Genomic DNA, 21,421 nt, shown 5'->3' with positions numbered 1-21,421 from the left:
ACAATGGGAATCGCTAACGGTTCCCATTTTTTTGGGATGCGTGTAGAAGTTTTTCTTCATCACTTCTCTTTATGAACATCGGTATTGACGACTGGATTTACCATCACTGGCATCTGGATTAACGAACGTTCGACAATAATGCGACTGGTGTCGATAGGAGCTGACCTCTCACTGCTCACGATTTGCTCCGCGACTGCCTTGCGTGGACGCACAGGTTGCGGGTGACGCAGAAAAAACATGATGATCTCCTGGTGGCTTGTACAATTTGGATAGACGCCTTCAGCGCCATACAGCGTGCAAGAAGCGAATATGACGCCGAACATAGCAATTACAAGCGGCTACTACATTCAAATTCCAAACGCACGATAAATTACATTTGGTAAAAGAGTTTTTGTTTTAGGAACAAGTTTTTTGATAACATTTCAAGTCTTACTCACTTCATCTATCGAGCGCCACAACATAGGATGAGCGCAGATTGACCTAACATCAGGAACTATCCATGAAAAAAATCTCTACCTCGGCAGGTCTTCGCTTTTTATTGTGTACAGCGTCAGCTCTGACATTCAACGCCTATGCCGAGAACGTCAGCGTCAAAATAACACCAGGTCTTTGGGAAAGTGATCATGTCATGCTGGTCAATGGTCAGAATATCGTTGAGATGATGCGCAAGCAAATGGAAAAAAGCATGGCGTCAATGACAGCTGAGCAGCGCGCAGGCATGGAAAAATCTCTTGCCAATTCAGGAATGAGCGGTAAATCGCAATACTGCGTCACACCTGAGCAAGTAGCAAAAGGCATGGATGTCGAATCCTTCAAGAAAAAAATGGAATCCAGTCAAAAAAACTGCAAAGTTAACGTTATCTCTGCCAGCGAAAAAGGTGGCAAATTCAATGCGGTTTGCAACATGCAAAATGGTTCCACGTCGAATGCCACTGGCGAATACATCGTCAAGAGTGATAAAGAATGGACTTACAACATGGTCAGTGATGGCGTCATGGCTGCAGGAACTGTACCAGGCGCGCCAGCAGGCAAAATGCACGCGACCATTGATGCTCACGCACGATGGAAAGGCAGTGATTGTGGCAGCATCAAATCTGTAGAATAAATCAACGCGATATGTGTTATCCAAAATCCGGCCCGGAAAAACTTCCCGTCGGATTTTTCATTTGTAAGCACTAATTCCAGCCAATATAGCTTCACTTTACTAACGCTAACCGGCTCTATCAGATTAGCCAGAACACTCACCAGGGTGTAGGATGTCAGCTATTCTTACCTACTCAGGATTTGTTTTGCAGCACTCCACAACAAGCAATAGCATCACGGCAACAAATAACACCAGTGGCGACGCCGTCAACGCCGTTGAAGAAACGACAGAAGCAGAAAATCTGGCAATACGCGAACCCCGTTTATGGCGAGATAAAGGCTGGACCGCCCGCGTCATCAAAAACGACGATGACGAAGGCTGGGCAGTCGCCATGCTGAAAGATGGCGAACCAGAGCCTGCACTAGTCGGCCCATGGACCATGGGACGCGATAAAAAAAATCCTAAACCCCTCGATACCAATGCATTTAATACTTTGGTCAAAACAGCATCCGAAGTGATACGCAGGCACGAGCAGCAGTTGCATGCTCAGTTAAACAAAAGCATGATGCTAAGCACCGACGAAGCCGATTATAAAATTTTGCTCAATATCGTACCGGATGACGATGATCCATATGCCTATCTGAGCGCCGAAGACGCAGCAGGTAATTTGCTAGCAAAAGTCAAAGTCACTCCAAATTACAAGCTAAACAGGCAAAATGCGTTGAAATGGATAGAAAATGAATTCCGGCGACCAGAATAAGGTCGAAATAGCCGAAGAATTAAGGCTTTCTACTTGAGATACTTGATGGTCGGGAAATTTCATTACGCTCTGTATTTATTTACTTTTTCAAAAAATACAGAACGTTGATGATATTCCGTAGACTGGGTGCAGCCCGCGTTGTGCTTGCGGGCCTATGGCGTTTATCCGGCAACTACATTGCCATTAGCGATATGCACGCGATCACCTTCACGATATTCGGGTTGAAGGGAAGGCTTGAAGGTACGGACATGACCATTGTCCATCTTTACCCTGACTTCATACACGGTGCTTGTATGTTCGCGCTTTTCAATCGCATTTCCGGCAAACCCACCACCAACGGCACCCGCCACTGTCGCCAGACTACGGCCATTACCATTACCAACCTGGTTTCCCAATACACCGCCTAACACAGCGCCAGCAACGGCACCGAAACCGCTACCATGCTCAGCTTGTACTTCAAGCTTACGAACAGATTCGACGACACCACAAGTTTCGCAAATTTTGTGAGCAACAGGCTCAGAGTTCACGTCATTTTGCGCAAGCTTATTTTGTGCAAACTTGGGTTCTTCTTTTGAGTTACCTCGTTGTTCGGATGGAGGCAGATTTTCTTGCTTAACAATAGACTTAGGAACGGCTACATCAATATTTGTAGCGTTAGGTGGCAGCGCTGAAGTAGCTGCATTGCTTGCAACGCTCGTTCCAGTTTGATTGTCAACTTTTGGTGCGCTGTTCGAATTAGGCAAAATTCCCGTCATCGCTGCAACGCCAACGAGGCTGACCAATATGACTGACGCAGCGGCGCCGGCGACCAGAGGATGAATACGTTTGCTTACTTGGTTCTCTGACATGGAAAATTCCTGTAAAGATTAAAAATGTGGCATTGTGAGCTATTTAACGGTACGTAAGTGTGTCACGTTGACGCCAAGACCGTTTCATTCGTAAGCAGTTGTAACAAAATACATAGGGCTTACGCAAATTGTTCCAGCAAGGCATGGCGACGACAGTACGAGGGCACAGCCAGGAGCTATAACGCCGCTGGGGTGGTTTTGAGTAAATCCCAATACAAAGAGATGCAATTAAAATGTTGATTAAATAATATACGTGTCACGAAGCATACTCGTTAAAACGTAAAATATAAAAAAACCGGAAATATTTGCCAGAGCAAATCATTCCGGTTTTTCTGCTATAACAAAACGATCAAAACTAGGATCAATATTCGCTTGATATTCACTAGTTCAGATCATCTCAATCAGAAACTATACTGCATACCAACAGAGTAGTTAGTCACGGCTTCTTTATCACCGTTGTATTTGATCTTACGCGTTTCAACTTCACCACGCAGTGCCAGTTTATCGGTCAGCTTGTAAGTCAAACCTACACCAAACACTGGCGCAGTAGAAGTTGTGCTATCACTACCTGCGAAATTTTGATCTATGTAGTTATTTTTTGCTTTAATTCGCGCTACGCCAAGCTTCGCAAAACCAGTCAATTTGTCTGTCAATGCCTGGTTGTACAATCCAGACAATTCAAAACCAGTTCCTTTTAAGTTGTAAGCATCCAAACCTCCAGGTGTCATTTGTGTACCATTCACAGTACCTAAGGAGAAATAGCTTGCTTCAACCGCAAATTTTTCATTAATGTTGTAACCACCTAAAATTTTGTAGGCACTTGCATTTGTGGAGCAGCTAGATTGTCCTGTGCAATCTTCACTCCAAGATGCTTTACCAACTGTGCCACCAACGTACACTTGGGCGGATGCGGCTGCACTCAACATCAAACCAGAAGCGGCCAACAATGCAATCATCAATTTATTTTTCAACATGATTTCTTCCTTTTTTATCAATGTGTATTTAAATTCAACTACACACGAATTGTGTAGCGTATCTTCGGCAGAACTGCTTGTTAGCGAAGCACAGACGTAGTTTCTCATTCGCCAAAAACATTGAATATCAAAATCCGGGAAGTCTCACGTGACGAGACAAAAAGAATACTATTCCAATACTTATTTACAATTTAAATCATATTTGTAGCAAAATATAAGACACCAGCATATGTAAATCTCTAGGTTTTTTAATAGTAAATAACTGTCATGTGTTTAACTGGCAAAACCATTGCCATCTCGTGCAAACTCAGCAAGGGTAAATTTATCGTTTTTTAAAAGTTGATTGACCAAAAAAACACAAACACGCACAATAAGTTGTTCAAATTACTTATCTGCCAAAACCACTACCAACCAACGAATTTCGTGAGTGAATAAAACATGAATAAGGCTCAAGCAATGTTAGATGCATTGCGTTCCAATTATTTGACTGATTTGCCCTCACATATTGATGATATGGAAAGTTTGGTTTTAAAACTAGAAGCTCAAGGATTTGATTTAGAGGTTTGCCGTGACCTGTACCGACAAATTCATAGCTTAAAAGGCAGTGGGGGTACGTATGGTATGCACGTTATCTCAGATATTTGCCACCCCTTTGAGGACTTAATATCTGATCTGTTAGAACATAATGAATCGCTGTATCAAGGGTTCGTCGCCACAGCACTTGAATACATCGACTTATTGCGCAAAGTCACCTGTCAATACCAACAGTCAAAGAATCCCGGCGAAGACATCAAACTCAAGCTACAAGATCTTCGAAATCAAGCACTGCATAGCCCTTATTCTGCTTTGGTTGTAGAAAGCTCAGATGTGGTCGTCAACATCATTAAAGAGGTATTGAAACTTTATCGATTTCGCGTTGAAGTCGCAAAAGATGGATACCTTGGTTTGGGACGAATATTATCCGAACCTTTTGACTTGGTCGTCACTGGCTTGGAGACACCTCGCATGAACGGCATGGCATTGATCAGCGCCGCCCAACGCCTGGGGGGAAAATTCAAAAATACAAAATGTATTTTAATCACCGCGTCAAAACTTAAGCAAGATAAAGATATACCCGACTTCGTTTTACAAAAAGATGCCCTTTTCCGCGAGAGCTTCAATAGAGTTGTACATCGTCTGATTAACTAATATCGGAAGAAAATAAAGGAATTGCTTTAAGAATAGTGTATTCCTGCATTACTTCAGGTCTCATGACGCGGTACAATCAAGGACTACATGTTAACAGTAATCTGCTTGGGATTTGATCCGTCGCCGATTTATAACGTATCCTGAAGCGCACTTTTCGATTTGCCAGAATTTAGTCAGGCAAATCGATCCGTTCATTTATGCAAAATAAAAAATTCAACGCCGTATTTAATTCGTACCTGATTTATGTCGGCGTCGCGATTGCATCTGGTGGCGTCGCACTCTATACACCTATTATCGTTTCGCAAACCGGTAAGCACTTTTCCGGATTTTGGGCCGCATCCATTTTATTTGGACTCAATTTAGGGCGGGTTCTTGGATCGTATGCTGGTAGTCGATTCCCCAAGGCTGCGAATCATCCATGGGCAGTATCAGGCAATATTTTTTTAGAAGGCATTGCGTTATATTGCATGGCATTTCTTGATCATGCATGGGCATTAGCGACGCTGGCGCTACTTGCTGGGCTAGGTAGCGGATTATCTTTCCCGGGATTAAAAAACTATTTATTAAAGCTCAGGGAATTAGATCAATCAGCGCTATTTAGTCGCCTCGCATTTGCTATTCGTATGGGCTTGGTCGGGGGCTATTTGACCGCGAGCTGGGTTCCACACGATCATTTACAAGTTGTTTTTTTTATCGTTTTGGTCACCTTCATAGTTTATGGTGTGTTTATGCTCGTTGCCATGAAATCCATTGTAAAAAACGAGGCTTTGTATTTGACCGCGCAATCACAGGTAAGCATCGATGCAGGGATGATGACACAAGAAATGAGTGAAACCAATTACAGCGAAAATACGCCATCCAGAATTGCAGAATTGCCTTTAATGTTTTATTTGTCCAATGCCTTGTTTTGGTGTTTTGCGGTACAGCCAATGATAGGTTTCAGCTTACATATCCCTAAATTCACACCAGACATACCTGTCTCTACACCTTTTTGGTTAGCGGCACTGGTCATCATTTTTTTTCAGATTCCAATCTCTAAACGCGCAATCAGAACCCGTGATCATTTCAAGTTTTTACAAATTGGTTACCTGTGCTTATTCGTCAGCTTTCTGGTGATGATAATTTTTGGACATTCCAGTACTGCAGTGATCACATCCGCGATTCTACTATCGTTTGGACAAGTATTTTATGGCCCCTCACTGGATGTATTGACAGCACGCTTTGCCGACAAAGTTAAAGCTGACACCGGGCAGCTAATGTCGCGACAAATGCTATACCAAAGTATGGGGAATATGATCGGTAGTATGGCAGGTGGAGTTTTATTCGATCTGGCACAAAGTATGCACAATCCTGCGCTCAATTGGATCATATTAGCCATTGGCAGTCTGGCGATGGTCGTACTGAGCAAAAACAAGATTCCACAGTTTTATAGAAATGCGGGAAAATTTAACACTCCACATTAATCCGTGCCGTATTCATTTTTGATTAATCTTTTCGGGCACAAAAAAGAATACGGCATCATTTTGTATACCAACAAAATTTACTGCCATGGTGGACAGACCTTCGTCTGGCGGTAAGCGCTGACATATAACAGACTATACAGCCTGAAGCGGCGTCAACGCACAACGTACATAGGTCAGTTGACGTGTTTGCATGCGTTGCAAAATCAAAATAATAGTTTCACTATCGATGGGATTAAAACTAAATCCTGAGCGGATATGCATCCCACCTTCAGGTGAAGACCAAATATGTTTGAGTTGGATATTCGGCATTTCAAGCGTATTCTGATCCTCCTCTAAAATGCGCAATTGATACTGCGAAAACGCTATTTTCTCATCGAAAGAAGTCAATAACTGAATACCGCTTTCACTCATATCGACAAGCAGAGCGGACAAGCTATTCTCTTCTCCATCACGATTAAAAACCCAAACAGGAATAAATCCTTGATCCTTAGGTAAACGGAAGAACTGCACTCGCTGAAAACTACGGTTATCTGGCTGGGTCATATTCAATCGAAGTAAAAAGTTACGAAATATGGCAATACTGCGAATACATCATTAAAAAACCTTAACGACACAATAGATATTTTTTATTACTCCATCGTGACGACTGATGGGCGAGAGATTTACGAATGATGTGTTTCGCAACATCCTATCCTTTACTCTCTATCGAAAGGCACGATCGAATTGCTTACTTAACTTCACCATCCAACTTTGACTGACCTCATGGAAATGATTCTGAACGATCGCATAACCGTGTTTTTCATACAGTTTAATTAATTTATCATTGGTTGCTGCCGTCCAGGTTGTTGCCACCTTTTGTGATTGTGCTCGCATCCAGGCTTCACCTTGACGCAACAAAGCGCTGGCAAATCCCTGCTGACGATATCCGGGATCAATATAGCTTGTTGAAAATAAGCCTTCGCTTACGCCACTCTCGATAATTTCAATTCGAATAATTGTGTGACCGACAATATATCCAGTCTCATCCCCCATCAAAAATACTTGTCCCTGACATTGACTTTGATCGAGATGCCAGAGTAAACGGGCTTTTAACCAATCGACGGAATACATCGTATCTGCAAATTCCTGACTTTCAACTTCAATGAGCGTCTGACGCATCCTTGATGCAACTAAAGTGAGCTCTTGATCAGAATCTGGGTTCAAAGGACGAATCTGACTTAGCAAATCAGCATCTCTGTTCAACAAATCAGGTTCATATTCAGTTAAGTGTACGCTTCGCATTGGTAATCCTAGGTTTTTAACATTATCAGGCTATCGTCTTTTGAAATTAAACCAGCAAAGCTTTGCGTCGACTACTGACAGAAACTGACAATACATCTTCTTATTATAGCCATGCGTTAGCGCCTTTCGATGAACAGATCGGCAACACCTTTTAATGTTGTTCAATATTTGGAGATAAATAATGACAGACCCTAATTTCGTACTTTTATATGTAAGCCAACCAGCCGTCAGTGCGCAGTTTTATTCTGTTCTCTTAGGACATGAGCCTATTGAAAGCTCACCAACATTTGCCATGTTTGCGCTTTCTTCTGGCGTGATGTTGGGCTTGTGGGGCAAAGAAGGCGTATTGCCAAGTGCATCGTTGACCGGTGGCGGTGCAGAGATAGCCATTGCCGTTAAAAGCAATGCCGAAGTAGATGCGCTTTACCAGTTATGGTGTTCGCAAGGCCTGGTCATGATTCAAACACCTTGTGTATTGGATTTTGGATATACGTTTGTCGCACGAGACCCTGATGCGCATAGGATCAGAGTATTTTCGCCGTCGGCAATCGTCGCTCAAAGTGCATAGCGTTGACGGGGCGCATCTTGTATAAAAAAAGCCAGTCAGAAAAAAAACTGACTGGCTTTTTTGTTTCTCATGGTTGAATCTCAGACTTAAGCTTCACCCAGATAAGCCGCCTGGACCTTAGGATCGTCCAACATATCTTTCGCATTACCGCTCATCGTGATCAAACCTGAATCCATGACATAACCACGGTGCGCCGCTTGCAGAGCCAGCTTTGCATTCTGCTCAACGAGCAAAATAGTCACGCCTTGTGCTGATACGTTGCGAACCACTTCAAAGATTTTTTCGACCATGATAGGCGACAAACCCATCGATGGTTCATCGAGCAATAGCAAGTTTGGATGGCTCATCAATGCACGAGCCATCGCCAGCATTTGCTGCTCACCACCGGACAAAGTACCTGCCAACTGCGCCGAACGCTCTTTCAAGCGTGGGAAAACGGAGTACCATTTTTCGATATCGTCATTGATGGCGGCAGTATCATTTCTGGTGTAAGCACCCATCATCAGGTTTTCATGAATGGTCATACGGGTGAAAACACCGCGGCCTTCAGGAACCATTGCCAAGTGGCTAGTCACCAACTCAAATGACTTTTTACCACGGAGATTTTCACCCAAATAAAAAATATCACCCTCGACTTTGCAACTAGGCAAAGTGCCGGTAACAGCTTTCAAAGTGGTGGTCTTACCAGCGCCATTGGCACCGATCAAGGTAATCAGTTCACCTTTGTTGACTTCAAGATCAATGCCCTTAACAGCTTTGATACCACCATAAGCAACCTTCAGATTGCTGATTTTTAATACGTTCTCAGCCATTAGTGAGCACCTCCCAAGTACGCTTCAATCACTGCCTGATTTTTCTGGATATCTGATGGGATGCCCTCTGCAATCGGCTTACCATATTCGAGCACGGTGATGCGGTCACATAAACCCATCATCAATTTAACGTCATGCTCGATCAGTAAAACTGTTTTTCCTTCGGCCTTGATCTTGACCAGCAATTCGCGCAATGCCAATTTTTCGGTTGCATTCATACCCGCCGCAGGCTCATCAAGTGCCAACAATTTTGGTTCAGTTGCTAAGGCGCGAGCAATTTCCAGTCGGCGTTGATCACCATACGACAGGAATTTTGAAGTACGGTCGGCAAATTGACCAATACCTACAAAGTCCAGCAACTCTTGCGCACGTTGGCGCGTTTCCGCTTCTTCCTTACGTGCCGCTGCATGACGGAAAATCGCACCAAAAACACCTTGATGAGTACGAATATGACGTCCTACCATGACGTTTTCCAACGCTGTCATTTCACCAAACAAACGGATATTTTGAAATGTCCGTGCAATCCCTGCTTCCGCTACTTCATGCGGAGCAGATGGAGAATAAGGCTTACCAGCAAGTTCAAACGTACCGGTATCTGGCTGGTACAAACCAGTAATCACATTAAAGAAGGTCGTTTTACCGGCGCCATTAGGACCGATCAAACCGTAGATTTGCCCTTTTTTAATATTAATTCCTACATTCGAAAGTGCTTGTAAACCGCCGAAACGCTTATTCACACCTTCAATTTTCAACATTGTTTCTTCAGTCATCTTGATCTTCCTTAAGCTGCTGCTTCGTTCGTTTTAGCGATTCTGTCTTCGTGTTTAGGCGCTGGCCACAAACCCGCAGGACGATTCAACATCACAACCACCATCGTCAGACCGTACAACAACTGACGCAGAACTTCAGCTTCAATCCAGATTTTTCCGAACAATAGCATTTGAACTGGCTCTACCACGTGACGCAATACCTCAGGCAATGCTGCCAACAAGATTGCGCCCAGAATTACACCAGGAATATGACCAATACCACCCAATACCACCATCGCTAATACAACGATCGACTCCATCAGTGAGAACGATTCTGGAGAAACGAAACCCTGGAATGATGCAAACATTGCGCCAGATACACCACCAAACGAAGCACCCATCGAGAATGCCAGCAGCTTGATATTACGCGTGTTCAGCCCCATCGCTTTCGCTGCAATTTCATCTTCACGAATTGCCACCCATGCACGACCTAAACGGGAGTCTTGCAAACGCAATGAAACAAACACGATAAAGATACACAACGCCAGGAATAAGAAATAATAAGCGTTCACTGACGGCATCGAAAAACTGCCAAAGTTGACTATCCCCCCCTCACCCGCCAGTGACACACCAAACACGCGGATAGGATCAATCATATTGATACCTTGAGGCCCGTTAGTGAAATTGACTGGTGAATTCATGTTATTCATGAAAATACGTACAATTTCACCAAAACCCAACGTCACAATTGCCAGATAGTCACCACGCAATTTTAATGTTGGTGCACCCAGCAAAGCACCAGCCATACCAGCAATAACAGCCGCAAACGGTACAATTACCCAAACAGACAGATGAATGCCGTTTTTAGTAATTTCTGGTCCACATACTGCGACTAAAAAGTTACCGAGTGCAGGATAATTATCGATAAACGATTCGAGAATCGTTGCAAATTGCTGCGAACCAAAAATCGCCGCAAGATAAGCACCAGTCGCGTAAAACGCGATATAGCCCAAATCCAGCAAACCAGCAAAACCCACCACAATATTCAACCCCAGCGCCAGCATAATGTATAGCAGCGCGAAGTCGATAATACGCACCCATGAGTTACCGAAGTTAGCTGCCACGAATGGAAACAACAACAGCACAACTGCCAACAAGGCAAAGCTTGTGTAGGCTTTTTTTGGATTAGCTTTTACGTCAAATATAGTCGACATTGATCTTCCCCTTAAGCACGATCAGCAACACGTTCACCCATGATGCCGGATGGACGCAATGTCAGAACAATAATCAAAACCACGAAGGCGAAAATATCTTGATACTGGCTGCCTAAAATGCCACCAGTCAAATCACCGATATAACCAGCGCCCAGACTCTCAATAAGCCCAAGCAAAATACCGCCGACCATCGCACCGTAGATATTACCGATGCCACCCAACACCGCAGCAGAGAATGCTTTCAGACCGGGCACAAAACCCATCGCAAATTGTGCAGAAGAGTAGTTGGCGGTCCACATCACACCAGCAATCGCTGCCAAAGCGGCACCAATCGCAAATGTTGCGACAATCACTTTATTAGAGTCAACGCCCATCAAGCCAGCCACCCGCGGGTTTTCAGCTGTGGCACGCATAGCACGGCCCATTTTGGTTTTCTCCACCAGCAGTACCAGTCCTATCATGGCAATGGTCGCCAGAACCAGTAACAGAATCTGAATTTGAGAAATCACAGCACCGCCAATTTGTACCGGAACGGTCGGCATGATTGGTGGGAATGAAACCGGACTGCGGCCCCAGATCATCATCGCAAATGTCTGCACCAGAATAGAAACACCGATCGCTGTAATCAAGGGGGCCAGACGCGGTGCATTACGCAAACGACGATATGCAACACGTTCAATCAGTACGTTGACGGCGATACAAACTGGGATTGCGCCGATGATTGCGATCATCAGCATCGCAATACCTGGCATGCCAGGAGCGACTTCTTGCAGAACTTTAAGAATACTCAAACCGGCCATCGCACCAACCATCAGCACGTCGCCGTGAGCGAAGTTAATCAGATTAAGCACGCCATAAACCATGGTGTAACCGAGTGCGACCAGTGCATACATACTACCTAATACAAGGCCGTTAATAATTTGTTGGATAAAGGTATCCATATTTGCATCTCTCTCTATGAACGAATCGAAATTTCAACTGGCTTGGTACGAAACAGCGGATAAGCCTTCATACTTTTTACAGCAAAAATTGTTCCTGATAACAAAAACGGCACCCCTATCGAAAAGGTGCCGCTCAAGTTGTAGGGTAGGCTACCCAAAAAGGCGCGTCATCATACTGAGAGTGACAATATTACGTAAACTACACATGATTCAAATCTCCTCTGCAACTTTTGGTAAAAGTTTTTTCTAATATTTAGACTTCTTGAATACACCATGGAAGTGGCGGCGATTATACCCATCGACAGCCCTATCCTAGTGGTAAAAATACCACCCGTATCTACGTATTTTCCACAAATACGTTAATTCAGCATACACGTTTTACAAACTGGGGAATGCCCAAATTTGAATGTGCGCCATCATAAACACGAATTCACAAAATAAAATATCGAAAACCAGAGAAAAGCCTGATTTAAATCAAATCTAGAAATCACGCTTGTTGCATGGAGGTTTTACTTCGCTCCGCTTAATCCTTTTGGCATAGGAAAAGTAACGTTTTCTTCCACGCCGTCAAGTGGACGAACGCTGCGTGCACCAAGTTCACGCAAACGGGCGATTACTTCATCAACCAACACTTCTGGTGCCGAAGCACCGGCCGTCACGCCGACCCGCTGCACATCTTGCAGCCACTCAGGATTAATCTGAGTAGCATTGTCAACCATGTAAGCGGTCGCTCCCATCTTTTCTGCGACTTCTCGCAAACGATTAGAGTTGGAGCTATTCGGACTTCCGACAACGATGACTAATTCGACTTGCGGTGCCATAAATTTGACAGCCTCCTGACGATTCGTTGTCGCATAACAGATGTCACCCTTCTTCGGTTCGCTAATCGCTGGAAAACGCAGTTTCAGCGCCCCTATAATTTCCGCAGTATCATCCACGGACAGCGTGGTTTGCGACACATAGGCCAGCATGTCTGGATTAGTGACACTCAATGTCGCCACATCATCTACTGTCTCAACCAGATACATGCCGTCGTCACTTTGTCCCATGGTTCCTTCGACTTCAGGGTGTCCTTCGTGACCGATCATAATGATCTCACGCCCCTCACGTCGCATTTTAACGACTTCCATATGAACTTTTGTGACCAGCGGACAAGTTGCATCGAAAACGGTTACCCCACGTTCTTCCGCTTCTTTGCGCACTGCCTGCGACACACCGTGTGCAGAAAAAATTAAGGTATTCCCAGTCGGGACATCTTCTAAATTTTCAATAAAGACCGCACCTTTGGATCTCAAATCATTGACGACATAAGCGTTATGCACGATTTCATGACGAACATAAATTGGCGCACCAAATTGCTGCAAAGCACGTTCAACAATCTCAATTGCGCGATCAACACCAGCACAGAAACCGCGCGGCTGCGCTAACAGAATTTCCTTATCCATATTTTTACAAAATTCCTATGATCTTAGTTTCGAACAAGACAGATTGACCTGCCAAAGGATGATTGAAATCGAAAATGTAACCTTGCTCATCGACCGAGCGCAACACACCTGCAAAACGACCGCCTGAAGGCGCAGAAAATTCAACCAGATCGCCAATTACATATTGCTCACCAAAAGCGGAGTTTGCTTTCAATGTTTCAACTGAAACGCGCTGAACCAGTTCAGGATTACGTGGACCAAAAGCTTTTTCTGGCGCCAGCTCTTGTGTGACGTGCGAACCTTCGGCAAATCCTAACAAAGTATTTTCCAGTTCAGGTGCAAGCTGACCTGTACCCATTTGTAAAGTTGCGGGGCTTTCATTAAAGGTGCTGATAATATCTTGACCATCTAATGTTGCAAGTCGGTAATGTAATGTCAGGTAGGCGTCTTTGGTGACGACAGGGGTATCGGGTGTGGTCATATCTGGTTTAATCAAAATGAAAAGCTTCGACAAATAAGTCAGCGAATAAGCCAGTATTGTAAGCCAGCTTTTGCTCTTGAAAATTTTTCTCTCATCTCTTATAGGAGAATAAGGTAATGGCAATCAACGAATGGCCTGAAGATCAGCGTCCACGCGAAAGATTAATTAAATTAGGTTCGACTGCTCTTTCAGACGCAGAATTACTTGCCGTTTTTCTTAGAACAGGTGTCAGCGGCAAGAGTGCTGTTGATCTTGGGCGAGACATGATTAATCATTTTGGATCACTTTCCAAACTATTCAGTGCCAACATCAAAGATTTTTCTGCCTTACATGGCCTTGGAAGCGCCAAATTTGCACAATTACATGCAGTTTTAGAGTTAGCCAAACGTGCCATCAATGAAGAGTTAAAAGTCAATACCTCACTATCGTCACCTCAAGCAGTCAAAAACTATTTGCAATTACTTATAGGAAATAAAACCTATGAATCATTCGCAGTTTTATTTCTCGATATCAAAAACAGGCTGATCGTTTCAGAGGAGCTATTCAGAGGCACGTTGAATCACGCCAGCGTCTACCCCAGAGAAGTCGTCAAAACGGCACTGTTTCACAACGCTGCTGCCATCATCCTCGCCCATAACCACCCGTCTGGCTCGTGCGAGCCCAGTCGTGCGGATATTGATATGACGAAAAATTTACAACAAGCTTTAGGTCTGGTCGATATCAAAGTTCTGGACCATTTTATCGTTGCCAACCCGCATGTGTATTCGTTTGCGGAGCATGGTTTAATGTAGCAAAGTCAAATTGTTAAATTTTATAATCCAATAAGACACAATTGTTTTTCACAAGTCGTTGATAAATCACAGTTTTTTGTTTATACTCTCATTTTTTCCAATTTCGGAAACTATTAAGGAGTTAATCATGGCACGTGTATGCCAAGTGACTGGGAAGGGGCCAATGGTTGGCAACAATGTTTCCCACGCTAATAACAAAACAAAACGTCGCTTTTTGCCAAATCTGCAAAATCGTCGCTTTTTCGTAGAATCAGAAAACCGTTGGGTTTCTCTGCGTTTGTCTAATGCTGGTCTGCGCGTCATTGACAAAGTCGGCATCGATGCCGTTTTGGCTGACCTGCGTGCTCGCGGCGAAAAAGTTTAAGCTAAACTATTGTTAGGAAAATATCATGGCTAAATCTGGTCGCGACAAAATCAAGCTGGAATCTACAGCTGGAACTGGTCACTTCTACACAACCTCCAAAAACAAGCGCACTATGCCTGAAAAAATGGAGATCATGAAGTTTGATCCAAAAGCACGTAAGCACGTTATCTACAAAGAAACCAAAATTAAATAATTTTGCTTCTTTCTGGAAAGTAAAAAACCTCGCATTTTGCGGGGTTTTTTACTTTTAGCCTTTATGCTCAGACATCAATGCGATGGCCGCAGGTAGTGCCCACTACCAAAAAAACATTCTCTTACCTAAAAAGCAACGGCACTACGACGTTTCGTCGCTTTAAACACAGTAATTTGCGAATCAATAAATACCAATCAACGTAGTAGGGAGGATACAAATTTCGCCGAGCTTACAGTTTGTGCAAAAATAACGGTTTGGATCAACCCTATATCTGCTTCATTCAAGAACTCAGAATTCCTCCTCCCTCACAGCCTCTGCCTCTTCTTCCGTTTGCGCAAGAGTGATACATTCACGGCTATTTGTGACGACGCGTAGCAGCAAGAGCCTTAGAGTAAAGTCATCATCAATACTCGAAAAAAAAAGACACCCGCATGGTGTCTTTTTTAAACTAACTTGCCATCATTAGGCGTAGGTGCGTAAGCGACGGGAGAAATCATGCAAGGTTTGAATGCCCGATGCTTCAGCACGTGTGCACCAGTCTTGCAATTGCTGCACCAACTGTTCACGGCTCACGGTAGAGCGTTCCCAGATCAGCCCCAGTTCCACGCGCATCTCATGCATCGTCTTCAATGCAGCGCTATGTGCAAGCACTTCAGACAATTGCTGCTTCTGAGGTGCTTCCAGCTTTGTAGGTTCGCGTTGTAGTAATTTCTTTGTTAACTTCAGGCGTGCGGCTTCAAATTGCGCTTTTTCGCGCAAAGAAGCCACTTCATCACGCCAGGTACGACGCAGGGACTTAGTGTACTTTGCCATGACATCGTAGCGATGAGTAATGACAGCTTGCAAAGTTTCCATGTCAATCACGGACTTCAATTCCGCAAATTTTGGTTCCGGAGCAACTTTTTTAACCTTTGCCCAACCGATGGTTTCCATGCAGCGGATATACATCCAGCCGATATCAAACTCGTACCATTTTGAGGACAATTTTGCCGAGGTGCCAAAAGTATGATGATTGTTGTGCAGCTCTTCGCCACCAATCAAAATGCCGATAGGGAAAATATTTGTCGATGCATCAACGCAATCGTAATTGCGATAACCCCAGTAATGACCAATGCCGTTAATAATTCCAGCAGCTGTCACAGGGATCCACATCATCTGCACAGCCCATACTGTAACGCCAACGACACCGAACAACAGGAAATCAATAATCAGCATCAAGGCCACACCCTGCCAGCTGAACCGGGTGTAGACATTACGTTCCATCCAGTCATCTGGTGTACCGTGACCGTATTTTTGTATTGTTTCTAAGTTTTTAGATTCAATGCGGTATAACTCAGCACCTTCAGTTAAGACCTTTTTAATGCCGCGCGTTTGAGGGCTGTGAGGATCTTCTTCGGTTTCACATTTAGCATGATGCTTGCGATGAACCGCCGCCCATTCTTTAGTGACCTGGCCTGTCGTCAGCCACAGCCAGAAGCGGAAGAAATGACTTGGAATCGCGTGCAAATCCAAAGCACGATGCGCTTGGCAGCGATGCAGAAAAATCGTCACACTCGCGATGGTGATATGGGTAACAACCATCGTAAAAATAAAGACTTGCCATCCCGTAGCACGGGTAAAACCGTTGGACAGGAAATCGACAACTGTATCAATAAATGTACTCAAAATGACATGTACTCCGTTGTTAACGTATGCTTCTTAGCTTATATGACATAGAAGCGAGGGCGAAATAAAATATAAGCGCGACCGCATTGTACGCGCTTTTAGAGGATACGCACCAATTTATCATTATACCTTAGCGAACTGGAGGGACAATTGGGGTATTAGTGGCACCCGGAGATACTAAAGTAACCACACGCTGGGGATATGGTAGATCAATCTTATGCTCCTGTATCACCTGCCAGAGTGCGCGATTGACATTCGACAACACGCCAGTACGTCCATTTTCCGGGTCTGGAATCCAGAATGCAACACGTAGCTCTAAACCGTCGGCCCCAAATTTCATCAAGTATGCAGCAGGTGCAGGATCTTGGGCAACCCTGTCTACTTTTGCAGTTGCCTCAATTAACAAAGGCAAAATTGCTTCGAGATCAGTCTGGTAAGAAACAATCAGATCCGTCGTCATCACGACGCTGCGATCAGTCAGGGAGAAATTCTGTACCGGGCTCGAAACCAGCATTTCATTGGGAATCACTGATTCGGCGCCATCAAACCCTTTTAAGACCGTGTAGCGAGTATTAATCTGTGTCACAGTCCCATTAAACTTATCTACCGTGATCATGTCGCCGATGGACATACTACGATCGAGCAAAATAATGAAACCAGATACATAACTGCTGGTGATTTTTTGCAAACCAAAACCAAGGCCAACGCCTAGTGCACCGCCAAACACTGATAGGACCGTCAAGTCGATCCCAACAAAAGTCAGACTCACCAGAATAGCCACTAAAATTAACAACGCCCGCCCCACCCTCGACAACACAACCTTGAGCGAGGAATGCATGCTTGGCAAAAGCATGAGTCGCGCTTCTAGCGCTGCACTCGCCCACAATGCAATCACCATCGTCAAGACGACTGAAATACTCGCTTGCAGAATATTAAGCAAAGAAACTTTGTTTTTACCTATAGGCAAAACAATATCGTCAAGCGCTTGAAACACATCCGGCCAGAGTCCTGTGAAATGCAGAACAACACCGACCCAGACCAGACCTGCAAACAATTTTTCAAAGATGGCAAGAAAATTACCAATTTGGCCGTCACGCGAAAACGTCTTTCGCACCACATAAAAACCGAAGCGAATAATCGCTAAAGAGCCAATGATAGGAAATAATAAGGTCAACAAATGCGTATGCTGCCAACGCCCCAAAATCGCTTCACCAATCAGCAAAAACACCATGTTTAAGGCTGGCGAAAGTACCCGGGAAAAACTTTCTACACCTAAGCGCATCACACCATGAGTTGACTCACCGTGGGAAAAGAGCCTGCGCAACACACGCGAAAGTTGCCACGCCAATAAAAAGCAAACAACGACTGTGCCGACCTGCCATAAGAACTGCGGGGCACGAAAATCATCTGCTAAATCTGAAATGAGTGTCGTGATAATTTGAGCGGTCATAATGTAAATGACAAATAACTCACCTCCGCTGAGTACGGAGATGAGTAAATGAAGTGAATTATTTGTTGCGTTCGAGAATGGCGGCGAAGAAACCGTCAGTCTGATGGATGTGTGGATAAAGCTTCAGAAAGTCGCCCATTTCAAGCTCGACTTTTTGCTCGGCTAATACTTTAGAAGCAGGAACCAGCGTAAAGTCTGCGTGTTCCGCCAGGAAAGCATTCACGATATCTTCGTTTTCTTCGTCCAGAATACTGCACGTCGCATAAACCAGACGACCACCTGGCTTCACCATGCGTGACGCACTTGCCAGAATCGAAGCCTGTTTGACGTTCAATTCTGCTACGCCTTCTGCAGTCTGACGCCATTTCACATCAGGATTACGGCGCAAGGTGCCCAGACCACTGCACGGCGCGTCGACTAAAACACGATCAAGTTTGGCTGACAGACGTTTGATTTTTGCATCTTTTTCATGCGCGATCACTACTGGATGCACGTTAGACAAGCCGCTACGCGCCAGACGTGGTTTCAGCTTTGCCAGACGTTTTTCAGAAATATCGAAAGCATACAAACGACCCGTGTTGCGCATCAGTGCGCCTAATGCCAGCGTTTTGCCACCAGCACCAGCGCAGAAATCTGCCACCATCTCACCACGACGTGCGCCCACTAACTGCGCCAGCAATTGACTACCTTCGTCCTGGACTTCGATAGTGCCATCTTTGAAAAGAGGTAAATTTTGGATCGATGGCTTCTTGATGACGCGCAAACCACTCGCAGAATACGGTGTAGGCTCAGCCAGAATCGGTGCTTGCGCCAAAGACGCGATCACGTCTTCACGGCTACCTTTGATTGCATTAACGCGTAAATCCAGCGGTGCTGGTGTGTTTAAAGACGTGGTCAACGCCAACGCCTGCTCTTCACCAAAGCGGGTGTTCAATTTATCCCAGATCCAGGCAGGCATGTTGGCCTTCATTGTTACTGGCAAGTGGCTACGGTCAATTTGCATGACGCGCTCCAGCCACGCTGTTTCTTCTTCCGTCAGACCACCAAGAGAATCAACACCAACAGCGTCCGCCAGACCCAATAAAGTCAAACGACGCATCGCCGGACCAGAACCAGATTCAGAAAAACTGGTGTACACCGACTTATTACGTAACAAGCCATAAATTGCTTCAGCGATGACGCCGCGTTCACGTGAGCCAAGCCGTGGATGTTCGCGGAAATAACGCGACAAAGTACCATCCGCAGGGCCGGTAAATCGTAAAATCTCACGCAATACTTCTTCTGCGTGACCAATGATGGCTGGAGGTAATCTCATGGTGTTTCCTTAAAATACGATAGCGGTCAATGTGACCTTTTTTGATCTTCAAGAACTTAAGCACAATATAATCGTTCAGACACAGCAATTCACACCAGTCAATAGTGCAGCAAGCTAAAGCGGTGACGCTAAAAACGATGTTACGTAAGTCTGTCTTTTAGTCGTTGAATCTGACGATATTACCAACGATACTGATCTTACCTTCCACAAACTGACGTACAGCTCGTGGATAAATGATGTGCTCTTGCTCAAGCACGCGTTGAGCCAGACTGTTTTCAGTGTCATCGTTATGAACTGGTACCGCTGCCTGGGCAACAATTGGCCCATGATCCAGCTCTGCAGTCACAAAATGCACAGTTGCCCCATGTAATTTCACACCGGCGTCCAACGCCTGACGATGCGTTGCCAGACCAACAAAACTTGGCAGCAATGAAGGGTGAATGTTTAACATGCGCCCCGCATAATGCTTCACAAACGCAGGCGTGAGTATCCGCATAAATCCGGCTAAAACAACGATATCGGGCGAAAATTCATCAATTTTTTGCTGAAGTGCGGCATCAAATGCTTCACGCTGAGAAAACTCTTTACTAACCACGACCGCGGTTTGTATGCCCTTGCTTGCAGCATATTCTAAACCACTGGCATCTGTTTTATTGCTGATTACGGCGGCTATCTGAGCTGGCCATTTTTGGTTTACACAAGCTTCAACCACCGCTTGCATATTGCTACCACGACCAGAAATGAGGATAACAATCTTTTTCATGGCGGCATTGTACCGCTGTCCGGGCTTAAGCCCCAAATAAAAATGTTAAACAGGTGATTTATTTCAATAAAAACAATGGTGTAGACCTTTGAAAAACCCTTGCAAATAATCAACACGAAACCAGTGAGGGATAGCATAATTCGTAGGGAAGCTACAATCCGTGCGGATGACATGCAATGTGAGTTTCGGCGGGTTGCACTCGACCAAAAGTCAAGGCCGCCAAAGAGATTATTCAAAGGTTTTAATTATTCGAAAGAATAAAAAACTCTGAACGCCACTTTCTTCTCAGCCCAAAAATCTGCGGCATCTCGAAATACATCCAATAAAGTCTCACGGGCTTCTTTATCAAATTTGGGACTATCTGGTAATTGCTCCAACACAATGACAAAACCAGATTGCGGTCCAGCCTGGTCGATCAGATCAGTCAGACAATCAGACAAGGCATCGAGGTTTCTACATGTTTTGGGAAAACCAAACGATGCTGCAATCTTGGCAATGACTTGCAAGCGTGTTTCTGCCTCAAGGCAATAAGCATAAAGAAAGTGTTGTCCGGTCTTGGCAGCTTCCGCTTGCAGATCAGGAATATGAAAGGCGCGGATTGACTCCACCATGTTAGGTGCAGTACCTGCAAGTAAATCTATTTTTTCCTCAGTCATAGAATTCACCACTATTCACTATTCTTTGATACGACGAAAAGTCTGGTAATGATCATCGGTATAGTAATACTCGCCTGAACTGACGGGATCGGCGCCAGCGATAATTCGGCGTATACCGCGATTTCTGGCGCCCGGTGTGGGTACCGTATATTCATGATAGTAACCACGCCTTTGCCGCGGCAAGCGCGATTCATAGTTGCCAAAGGTGACGCCATCTTTGGCATACGGAAACGGACCACCTTGCTTGATTAAGCTCAATGTAGCCTGAGCTTCTCTTGGCAGTTCAGCTACTGCAATGTATGCACTATTATCTTTGGCGACGGAAAGCGAAGCAAGCAAAGAAAACAGTAAAAGCAACAAAAAACGCGACAAATATCTAACATTAAGCATCATATCGCTCAAAAAAGTAATTTTCAGAAAAGCATATTATTAACGTA

General features: G+C 44.6%; 25 protein-coding genes. 8 read left to right on the top strand and 17 right to left on the bottom strand.

Annotation, left to right across the window (positions count from 1 at the left end; all coding sequences use genetic code 11):
• Positions 1-59 precede the first annotated feature (59 nt).
• Positions 60-239 (bottom strand): hypothetical protein, encoded by a 180-nt coding sequence (locus H8K32_RS13035; protein ID WP_186912966.1) that lies wholly within the window; start codon positions 237-239, stop codon positions 60-62.
• 260 nt (positions 240-499) lie between these two features.
• Between H8K32_RS13035 and H8K32_RS13030 the strand changes: the two genes are divergently transcribed.
• Positions 500-1,105, top strand: coding sequence for a DUF3617 domain-containing protein (locus H8K32_RS13030; protein WP_186912965.1), 606 nt, complete (start codon positions 500-502; stop codon positions 1,103-1,105).
• A gap of 151 nt (positions 1,106-1,256) precedes the next feature.
• Entirely contained in the window at positions 1,257-1,844 is a 588-nt protein-coding gene (locus tag H8K32_RS13025; RefSeq protein ID WP_246447344.1) for a hypothetical protein, read from the top strand.
• A 161-nt stretch (positions 1,845-2,005) separates the two neighbouring features.
• On the opposite strand, the gene H8K32_RS13020 is transcribed toward H8K32_RS13025, so the two are convergent.
• Both H8K32_RS13020 and H8K32_RS13015 read right to left on the bottom strand, forming a co-directional pair.
• Positions 2,006-2,692 (bottom strand): outer membrane lipoprotein, encoded by a 687-nt coding sequence (locus H8K32_RS13020; RefSeq protein WP_186912964.1) that lies wholly within the window; start codon positions 2,690-2,692, stop codon positions 2,006-2,008.
• Positions 2,693-3,093: 401 nt separating this feature from the next.
• Entirely contained in the window at positions 3,094-3,666 is a 573-nt protein-coding gene (locus H8K32_RS13015; protein WP_186912963.1) for an outer membrane beta-barrel protein, read from the bottom strand.
• 438 nt (positions 3,667-4,104) lie between these two features.
• Between H8K32_RS13015 and H8K32_RS13010 the strand changes: the two genes are divergently transcribed.
• Together H8K32_RS13010 and H8K32_RS13005 are read left to right on the top strand one after the other, a co-directional pair.
• The gene (locus H8K32_RS13010) at positions 4,105-4,854 is read left to right on the top strand and encodes a response regulator (RefSeq protein WP_186912962.1); all 750 of its coding nucleotides are present in this window, start codon (positions 4,105-4,107) and stop codon (positions 4,852-4,854) included.
• A 197-nt stretch (positions 4,855-5,051) separates the two neighbouring features.
• Complete coding sequence (locus H8K32_RS13005; RefSeq protein ID WP_186912961.1) at positions 5,052-6,317, top strand: MFS transporter; 1,266 nt, start codon at positions 5,052-5,054, stop codon at positions 6,315-6,317.
• 132 nt (positions 6,318-6,449) lie between these two features.
• On the opposite strand, the gene H8K32_RS13000 is transcribed toward H8K32_RS13005, so the two are convergent.
• Both H8K32_RS13000 and H8K32_RS12995 read right to left on the bottom strand, forming a co-directional pair.
• The gene (locus tag H8K32_RS13000; RefSeq protein ID WP_186912960.1) at positions 6,450-6,860 is read right to left on the bottom strand and encodes a PilZ domain-containing protein; all 411 of its coding nucleotides are present in this window, start codon (positions 6,858-6,860) and stop codon (positions 6,450-6,452) included.
• 159 nt (positions 6,861-7,019) lie between these two features.
• A complete protein-coding gene (locus tag H8K32_RS12995; RefSeq protein ID WP_186912959.1) occupies positions 7,020-7,598 on the bottom strand; it encodes a GNAT family N-acetyltransferase in 579 nt (192 codons plus the stop codon).
• Positions 7,599-7,779: 181 nt separating this feature from the next.
• Between H8K32_RS12995 and H8K32_RS12990 the strand changes: the two genes are divergently transcribed.
• The gene (locus H8K32_RS12990; protein WP_186912958.1) at positions 7,780-8,166 is read left to right on the top strand and encodes a VOC family protein; all 387 of its coding nucleotides are present in this window, start codon (positions 7,780-7,782) and stop codon (positions 8,164-8,166) included.
• An 86-nt stretch (positions 8,167-8,252) separates the two neighbouring features.
• Here H8K32_RS12990 and H8K32_RS12985 read toward each other — a convergent pair whose 3' ends face one another.
• The 6 genes from H8K32_RS12985 to H8K32_RS12960 form a co-directional block, all read right to left on the bottom strand.
• Complete coding sequence (locus tag H8K32_RS12985; RefSeq protein ID WP_186912957.1) at positions 8,253-8,978, bottom strand: ABC transporter ATP-binding protein; 726 nt, start codon at positions 8,976-8,978, stop codon at positions 8,253-8,255.
• A complete protein-coding gene (locus H8K32_RS12980; protein WP_186912956.1) occupies positions 8,978-9,748 on the bottom strand; it encodes an ABC transporter ATP-binding protein in 771 nt (256 codons plus the stop codon). Before H8K32_RS12980 ends, H8K32_RS12985 begins: the two co-directional genes overlap by 1 nt.
• Before the next feature lie 11 nt (positions 9,749-9,759).
• Positions 9,760-10,941: an ABC transporter permease subunit gene (locus tag H8K32_RS12975; RefSeq protein WP_186912955.1), complete on the bottom strand. Its 1,182-nt coding sequence runs from the start codon at positions 10,939-10,941 to the stop codon at positions 9,760-9,762.
• An 11-nt stretch (positions 10,942-10,952) separates the two neighbouring features.
• A complete protein-coding gene (locus H8K32_RS12970) occupies positions 10,953-11,882 on the bottom strand; it encodes a branched-chain amino acid ABC transporter permease (RefSeq protein WP_186912954.1) in 930 nt (309 codons plus the stop codon).
• Positions 11,883-12,391: 509 nt separating this feature from the next.
• On the bottom strand, positions 12,392-13,327 hold the full coding sequence (gene ispH / locus H8K32_RS12965) for a 4-hydroxy-3-methylbut-2-enyl diphosphate reductase (protein WP_186912953.1): 936 nt from the start codon (positions 13,325-13,327) through the stop codon (positions 12,392-12,394).
• 4 nt (positions 13,328-13,331) lie between these two features.
• Positions 13,332-13,787 carry an FKBP-type peptidyl-prolyl cis-trans isomerase gene (locus tag H8K32_RS12960; protein WP_186912952.1) on the bottom strand — a complete coding sequence of 152 codons (456 nt, stop codon included), beginning with the start codon at positions 13,785-13,787 and terminating at the stop codon, positions 13,332-13,334.
• Between the two features lie 116 nt (positions 13,788-13,903).
• On the opposite strand from H8K32_RS12960, the gene radC reads away from it, so the two are divergent.
• The 3 genes from radC to rpmG all read left to right on the top strand — a co-directional run bounded on the left by radC (position 13,904) and on the right by rpmG (position 15,135).
• Positions 13,904-14,578 carry a RadC family protein gene (radC, locus tag H8K32_RS12955; protein WP_186912951.1) on the top strand — a complete coding sequence of 225 codons (675 nt, stop codon included), beginning with the start codon at positions 13,904-13,906 and terminating at the stop codon, positions 14,576-14,578.
• A gap of 127 nt (positions 14,579-14,705) precedes the next feature.
• Positions 14,706-14,942, top strand: coding sequence for a 50S ribosomal protein L28 (gene rpmB, locus H8K32_RS12950; protein WP_162021243.1), 237 nt, complete (start codon positions 14,706-14,708; stop codon positions 14,940-14,942).
• 25 nt (positions 14,943-14,967) lie between these two features.
• Entirely contained in the window at positions 14,968-15,135 is a 168-nt protein-coding gene (rpmG, locus tag H8K32_RS12945; protein ID WP_110257750.1) for a 50S ribosomal protein L33, read from the top strand.
• A gap of 462 nt (positions 15,136-15,597) precedes the next feature.
• Here rpmG and H8K32_RS12940 read toward each other — a convergent pair whose 3' ends face one another.
• The 6 genes from H8K32_RS12940 to H8K32_RS12915 form a co-directional block, all read right to left on the bottom strand.
• Positions 15,598-16,800, bottom strand: a complete 1,203-nt coding sequence (locus H8K32_RS12940) for a DesA family fatty acid desaturase (protein WP_186912950.1) — start codon at positions 16,798-16,800, stop codon at positions 15,598-15,600.
• Between the two features lie 130 nt (positions 16,801-16,930).
• Positions 16,931-18,250: a mechanosensitive ion channel family protein gene (locus H8K32_RS12935; RefSeq protein WP_186912949.1), complete on the bottom strand. Its 1,320-nt coding sequence runs from the start codon at positions 18,248-18,250 to the stop codon at positions 16,931-16,933.
• Positions 18,251-18,308: 58 nt separating this feature from the next.
• A complete protein-coding gene (locus tag H8K32_RS12930; RefSeq protein ID WP_186912948.1) occupies positions 18,309-19,565 on the bottom strand; it encodes an RsmB/NOP family class I SAM-dependent RNA methyltransferase in 1,257 nt (418 codons plus the stop codon).
• Between the two features lie 157 nt (positions 19,566-19,722).
• Positions 19,723-20,328: a phosphoribosylglycinamide formyltransferase gene (gene purN, locus H8K32_RS12925; RefSeq protein WP_186912947.1), complete on the bottom strand. Its 606-nt coding sequence runs from the start codon at positions 20,326-20,328 to the stop codon at positions 19,723-19,725.
• A 245-nt stretch (positions 20,329-20,573) separates the two neighbouring features.
• Positions 20,574-20,969, bottom strand: coding sequence for a barstar family protein (locus H8K32_RS12920; protein WP_390311616.1), 396 nt, complete (start codon positions 20,967-20,969; stop codon positions 20,574-20,576).
• Positions 20,970-21,002: 33 nt separating this feature from the next.
• Positions 21,003-21,374, bottom strand: coding sequence for a guanyl-specific ribonuclease (locus H8K32_RS12915; protein ID WP_390311617.1), 372 nt, complete (start codon positions 21,372-21,374; stop codon positions 21,003-21,005).
• Positions 21,375-21,421 lie beyond the last annotated feature (47 nt).

It is taken from the genome of Cognatundibacterium jejuense (assembly GCF_014284255.1).
GTDB lineage: Bacteria > Pseudomonadota > Gammaproteobacteria > Burkholderiales > Burkholderiaceae_D > Undibacterium > Undibacterium jejuense.
The sequence above is the reverse complement of the archived record's forward strand: the minus strand, read 5'-3'. Positions and strand labels throughout refer to the sequence as shown.

Coding starts and splice junctions, on each gene's coding strand:
- H8K32_RS13035 (WP_186912966.1), bottom strand. CDS start 239: ATGTTTTTTCTGCGTCACCCGCAACCTGTGCGTCCACGCAAGGCAGTC.
- H8K32_RS13030 (WP_186912965.1), top strand. CDS start 500: ATGAAAAAAATCTCTACCTCGGCAGGTCTTCGCTTTTTATTGTGTACA.
- H8K32_RS13025 (WP_246447344.1), top strand. CDS start 1,257: ATGTCAGCTATTCTTACCTACTCAGGATTTGTTTTGCAGCACTCCACA.
- H8K32_RS13020 (WP_186912964.1), bottom strand. CDS start 2,692: ATGTCAGAGAACCAAGTAAGCAAACGTATTCATCCTCTGGTCGCCGGC.
- H8K32_RS13015 (WP_186912963.1), bottom strand. CDS start 3,666: ATGTTGAAAAATAAATTGATGATTGCATTGTTGGCCGCTTCTGGTTTG.
- H8K32_RS13010 (WP_186912962.1), top strand. CDS start 4,105: ATGAATAAGGCTCAAGCAATGTTAGATGCATTGCGTTCCAATTATTTG.
- H8K32_RS13005 (WP_186912961.1), top strand. CDS start 5,052: ATGCAAAATAAAAAATTCAACGCCGTATTTAATTCGTACCTGATTTAT.
- H8K32_RS13000 (WP_186912960.1), bottom strand. CDS start 6,860: ATGACCCAGCCAGATAACCGTAGTTTTCAGCGAGTGCAGTTCTTCCGT.
- H8K32_RS12995 (WP_186912959.1), bottom strand. CDS start 7,598: ATGCGAAGCGTACACTTAACTGAATATGAACCTGATTTGTTGAACAGA.
- H8K32_RS12990 (WP_186912958.1), top strand. CDS start 7,780: ATGACAGACCCTAATTTCGTACTTTTATATGTAAGCCAACCAGCCGTC.
- H8K32_RS12985 (WP_186912957.1), bottom strand. CDS start 8,978: ATGGCTGAGAACGTATTAAAAATCAGCAATCTGAAGGTTGCTTATGGT.
- H8K32_RS12980 (WP_186912956.1), bottom strand. CDS start 9,748: ATGACTGAAGAAACAATGTTGAAAATTGAAGGTGTGAATAAGCGTTTC.
- H8K32_RS12975 (WP_186912955.1), bottom strand. CDS start 10,941: ATGTCGACTATATTTGACGTAAAAGCTAATCCAAAAAAAGCCTACACA.
- H8K32_RS12970 (WP_186912954.1), bottom strand. CDS start 11,882: ATGGATACCTTTATCCAACAAATTATTAACGGCCTTGTATTAGGTAGT.
- ispH (WP_186912953.1), bottom strand. CDS start 13,327: ATGGATAAGGAAATTCTGTTAGCGCAGCCGCGCGGTTTCTGTGCTGGT.
- H8K32_RS12960 (WP_186912952.1), bottom strand. CDS start 13,787: ATGACCACACCCGATACCCCTGTCGTCACCAAAGACGCCTACCTGACA.
- radC (WP_186912951.1), top strand. CDS start 13,904: ATGGCAATCAACGAATGGCCTGAAGATCAGCGTCCACGCGAAAGATTA.
- rpmB (WP_162021243.1), top strand. CDS start 14,706: ATGGCACGTGTATGCCAAGTGACTGGGAAGGGGCCAATGGTTGGCAAC.
- rpmG (WP_110257750.1), top strand. CDS start 14,968: ATGGCTAAATCTGGTCGCGACAAAATCAAGCTGGAATCTACAGCTGGA.
- H8K32_RS12935 (WP_186912949.1), bottom strand. CDS start 18,250: ATGACCGCTCAAATTATCACGACACTCATTTCAGATTTAGCAGATGAT.
- H8K32_RS12930 (WP_186912948.1), bottom strand. CDS start 19,565: ATGAGATTACCTCCAGCCATCATTGGTCACGCAGAAGAAGTATTGCGT.
- purN (WP_186912947.1), bottom strand. CDS start 20,328: ATGAAAAAGATTGTTATCCTCATTTCTGGTCGTGGTAGCAATATGCAA.
- H8K32_RS12915 (WP_390311617.1), bottom strand. CDS start 21,374: ATGCTTAATGTTAGATATTTGTCGCGTTTTTTGTTGCTTTTACTGTTT.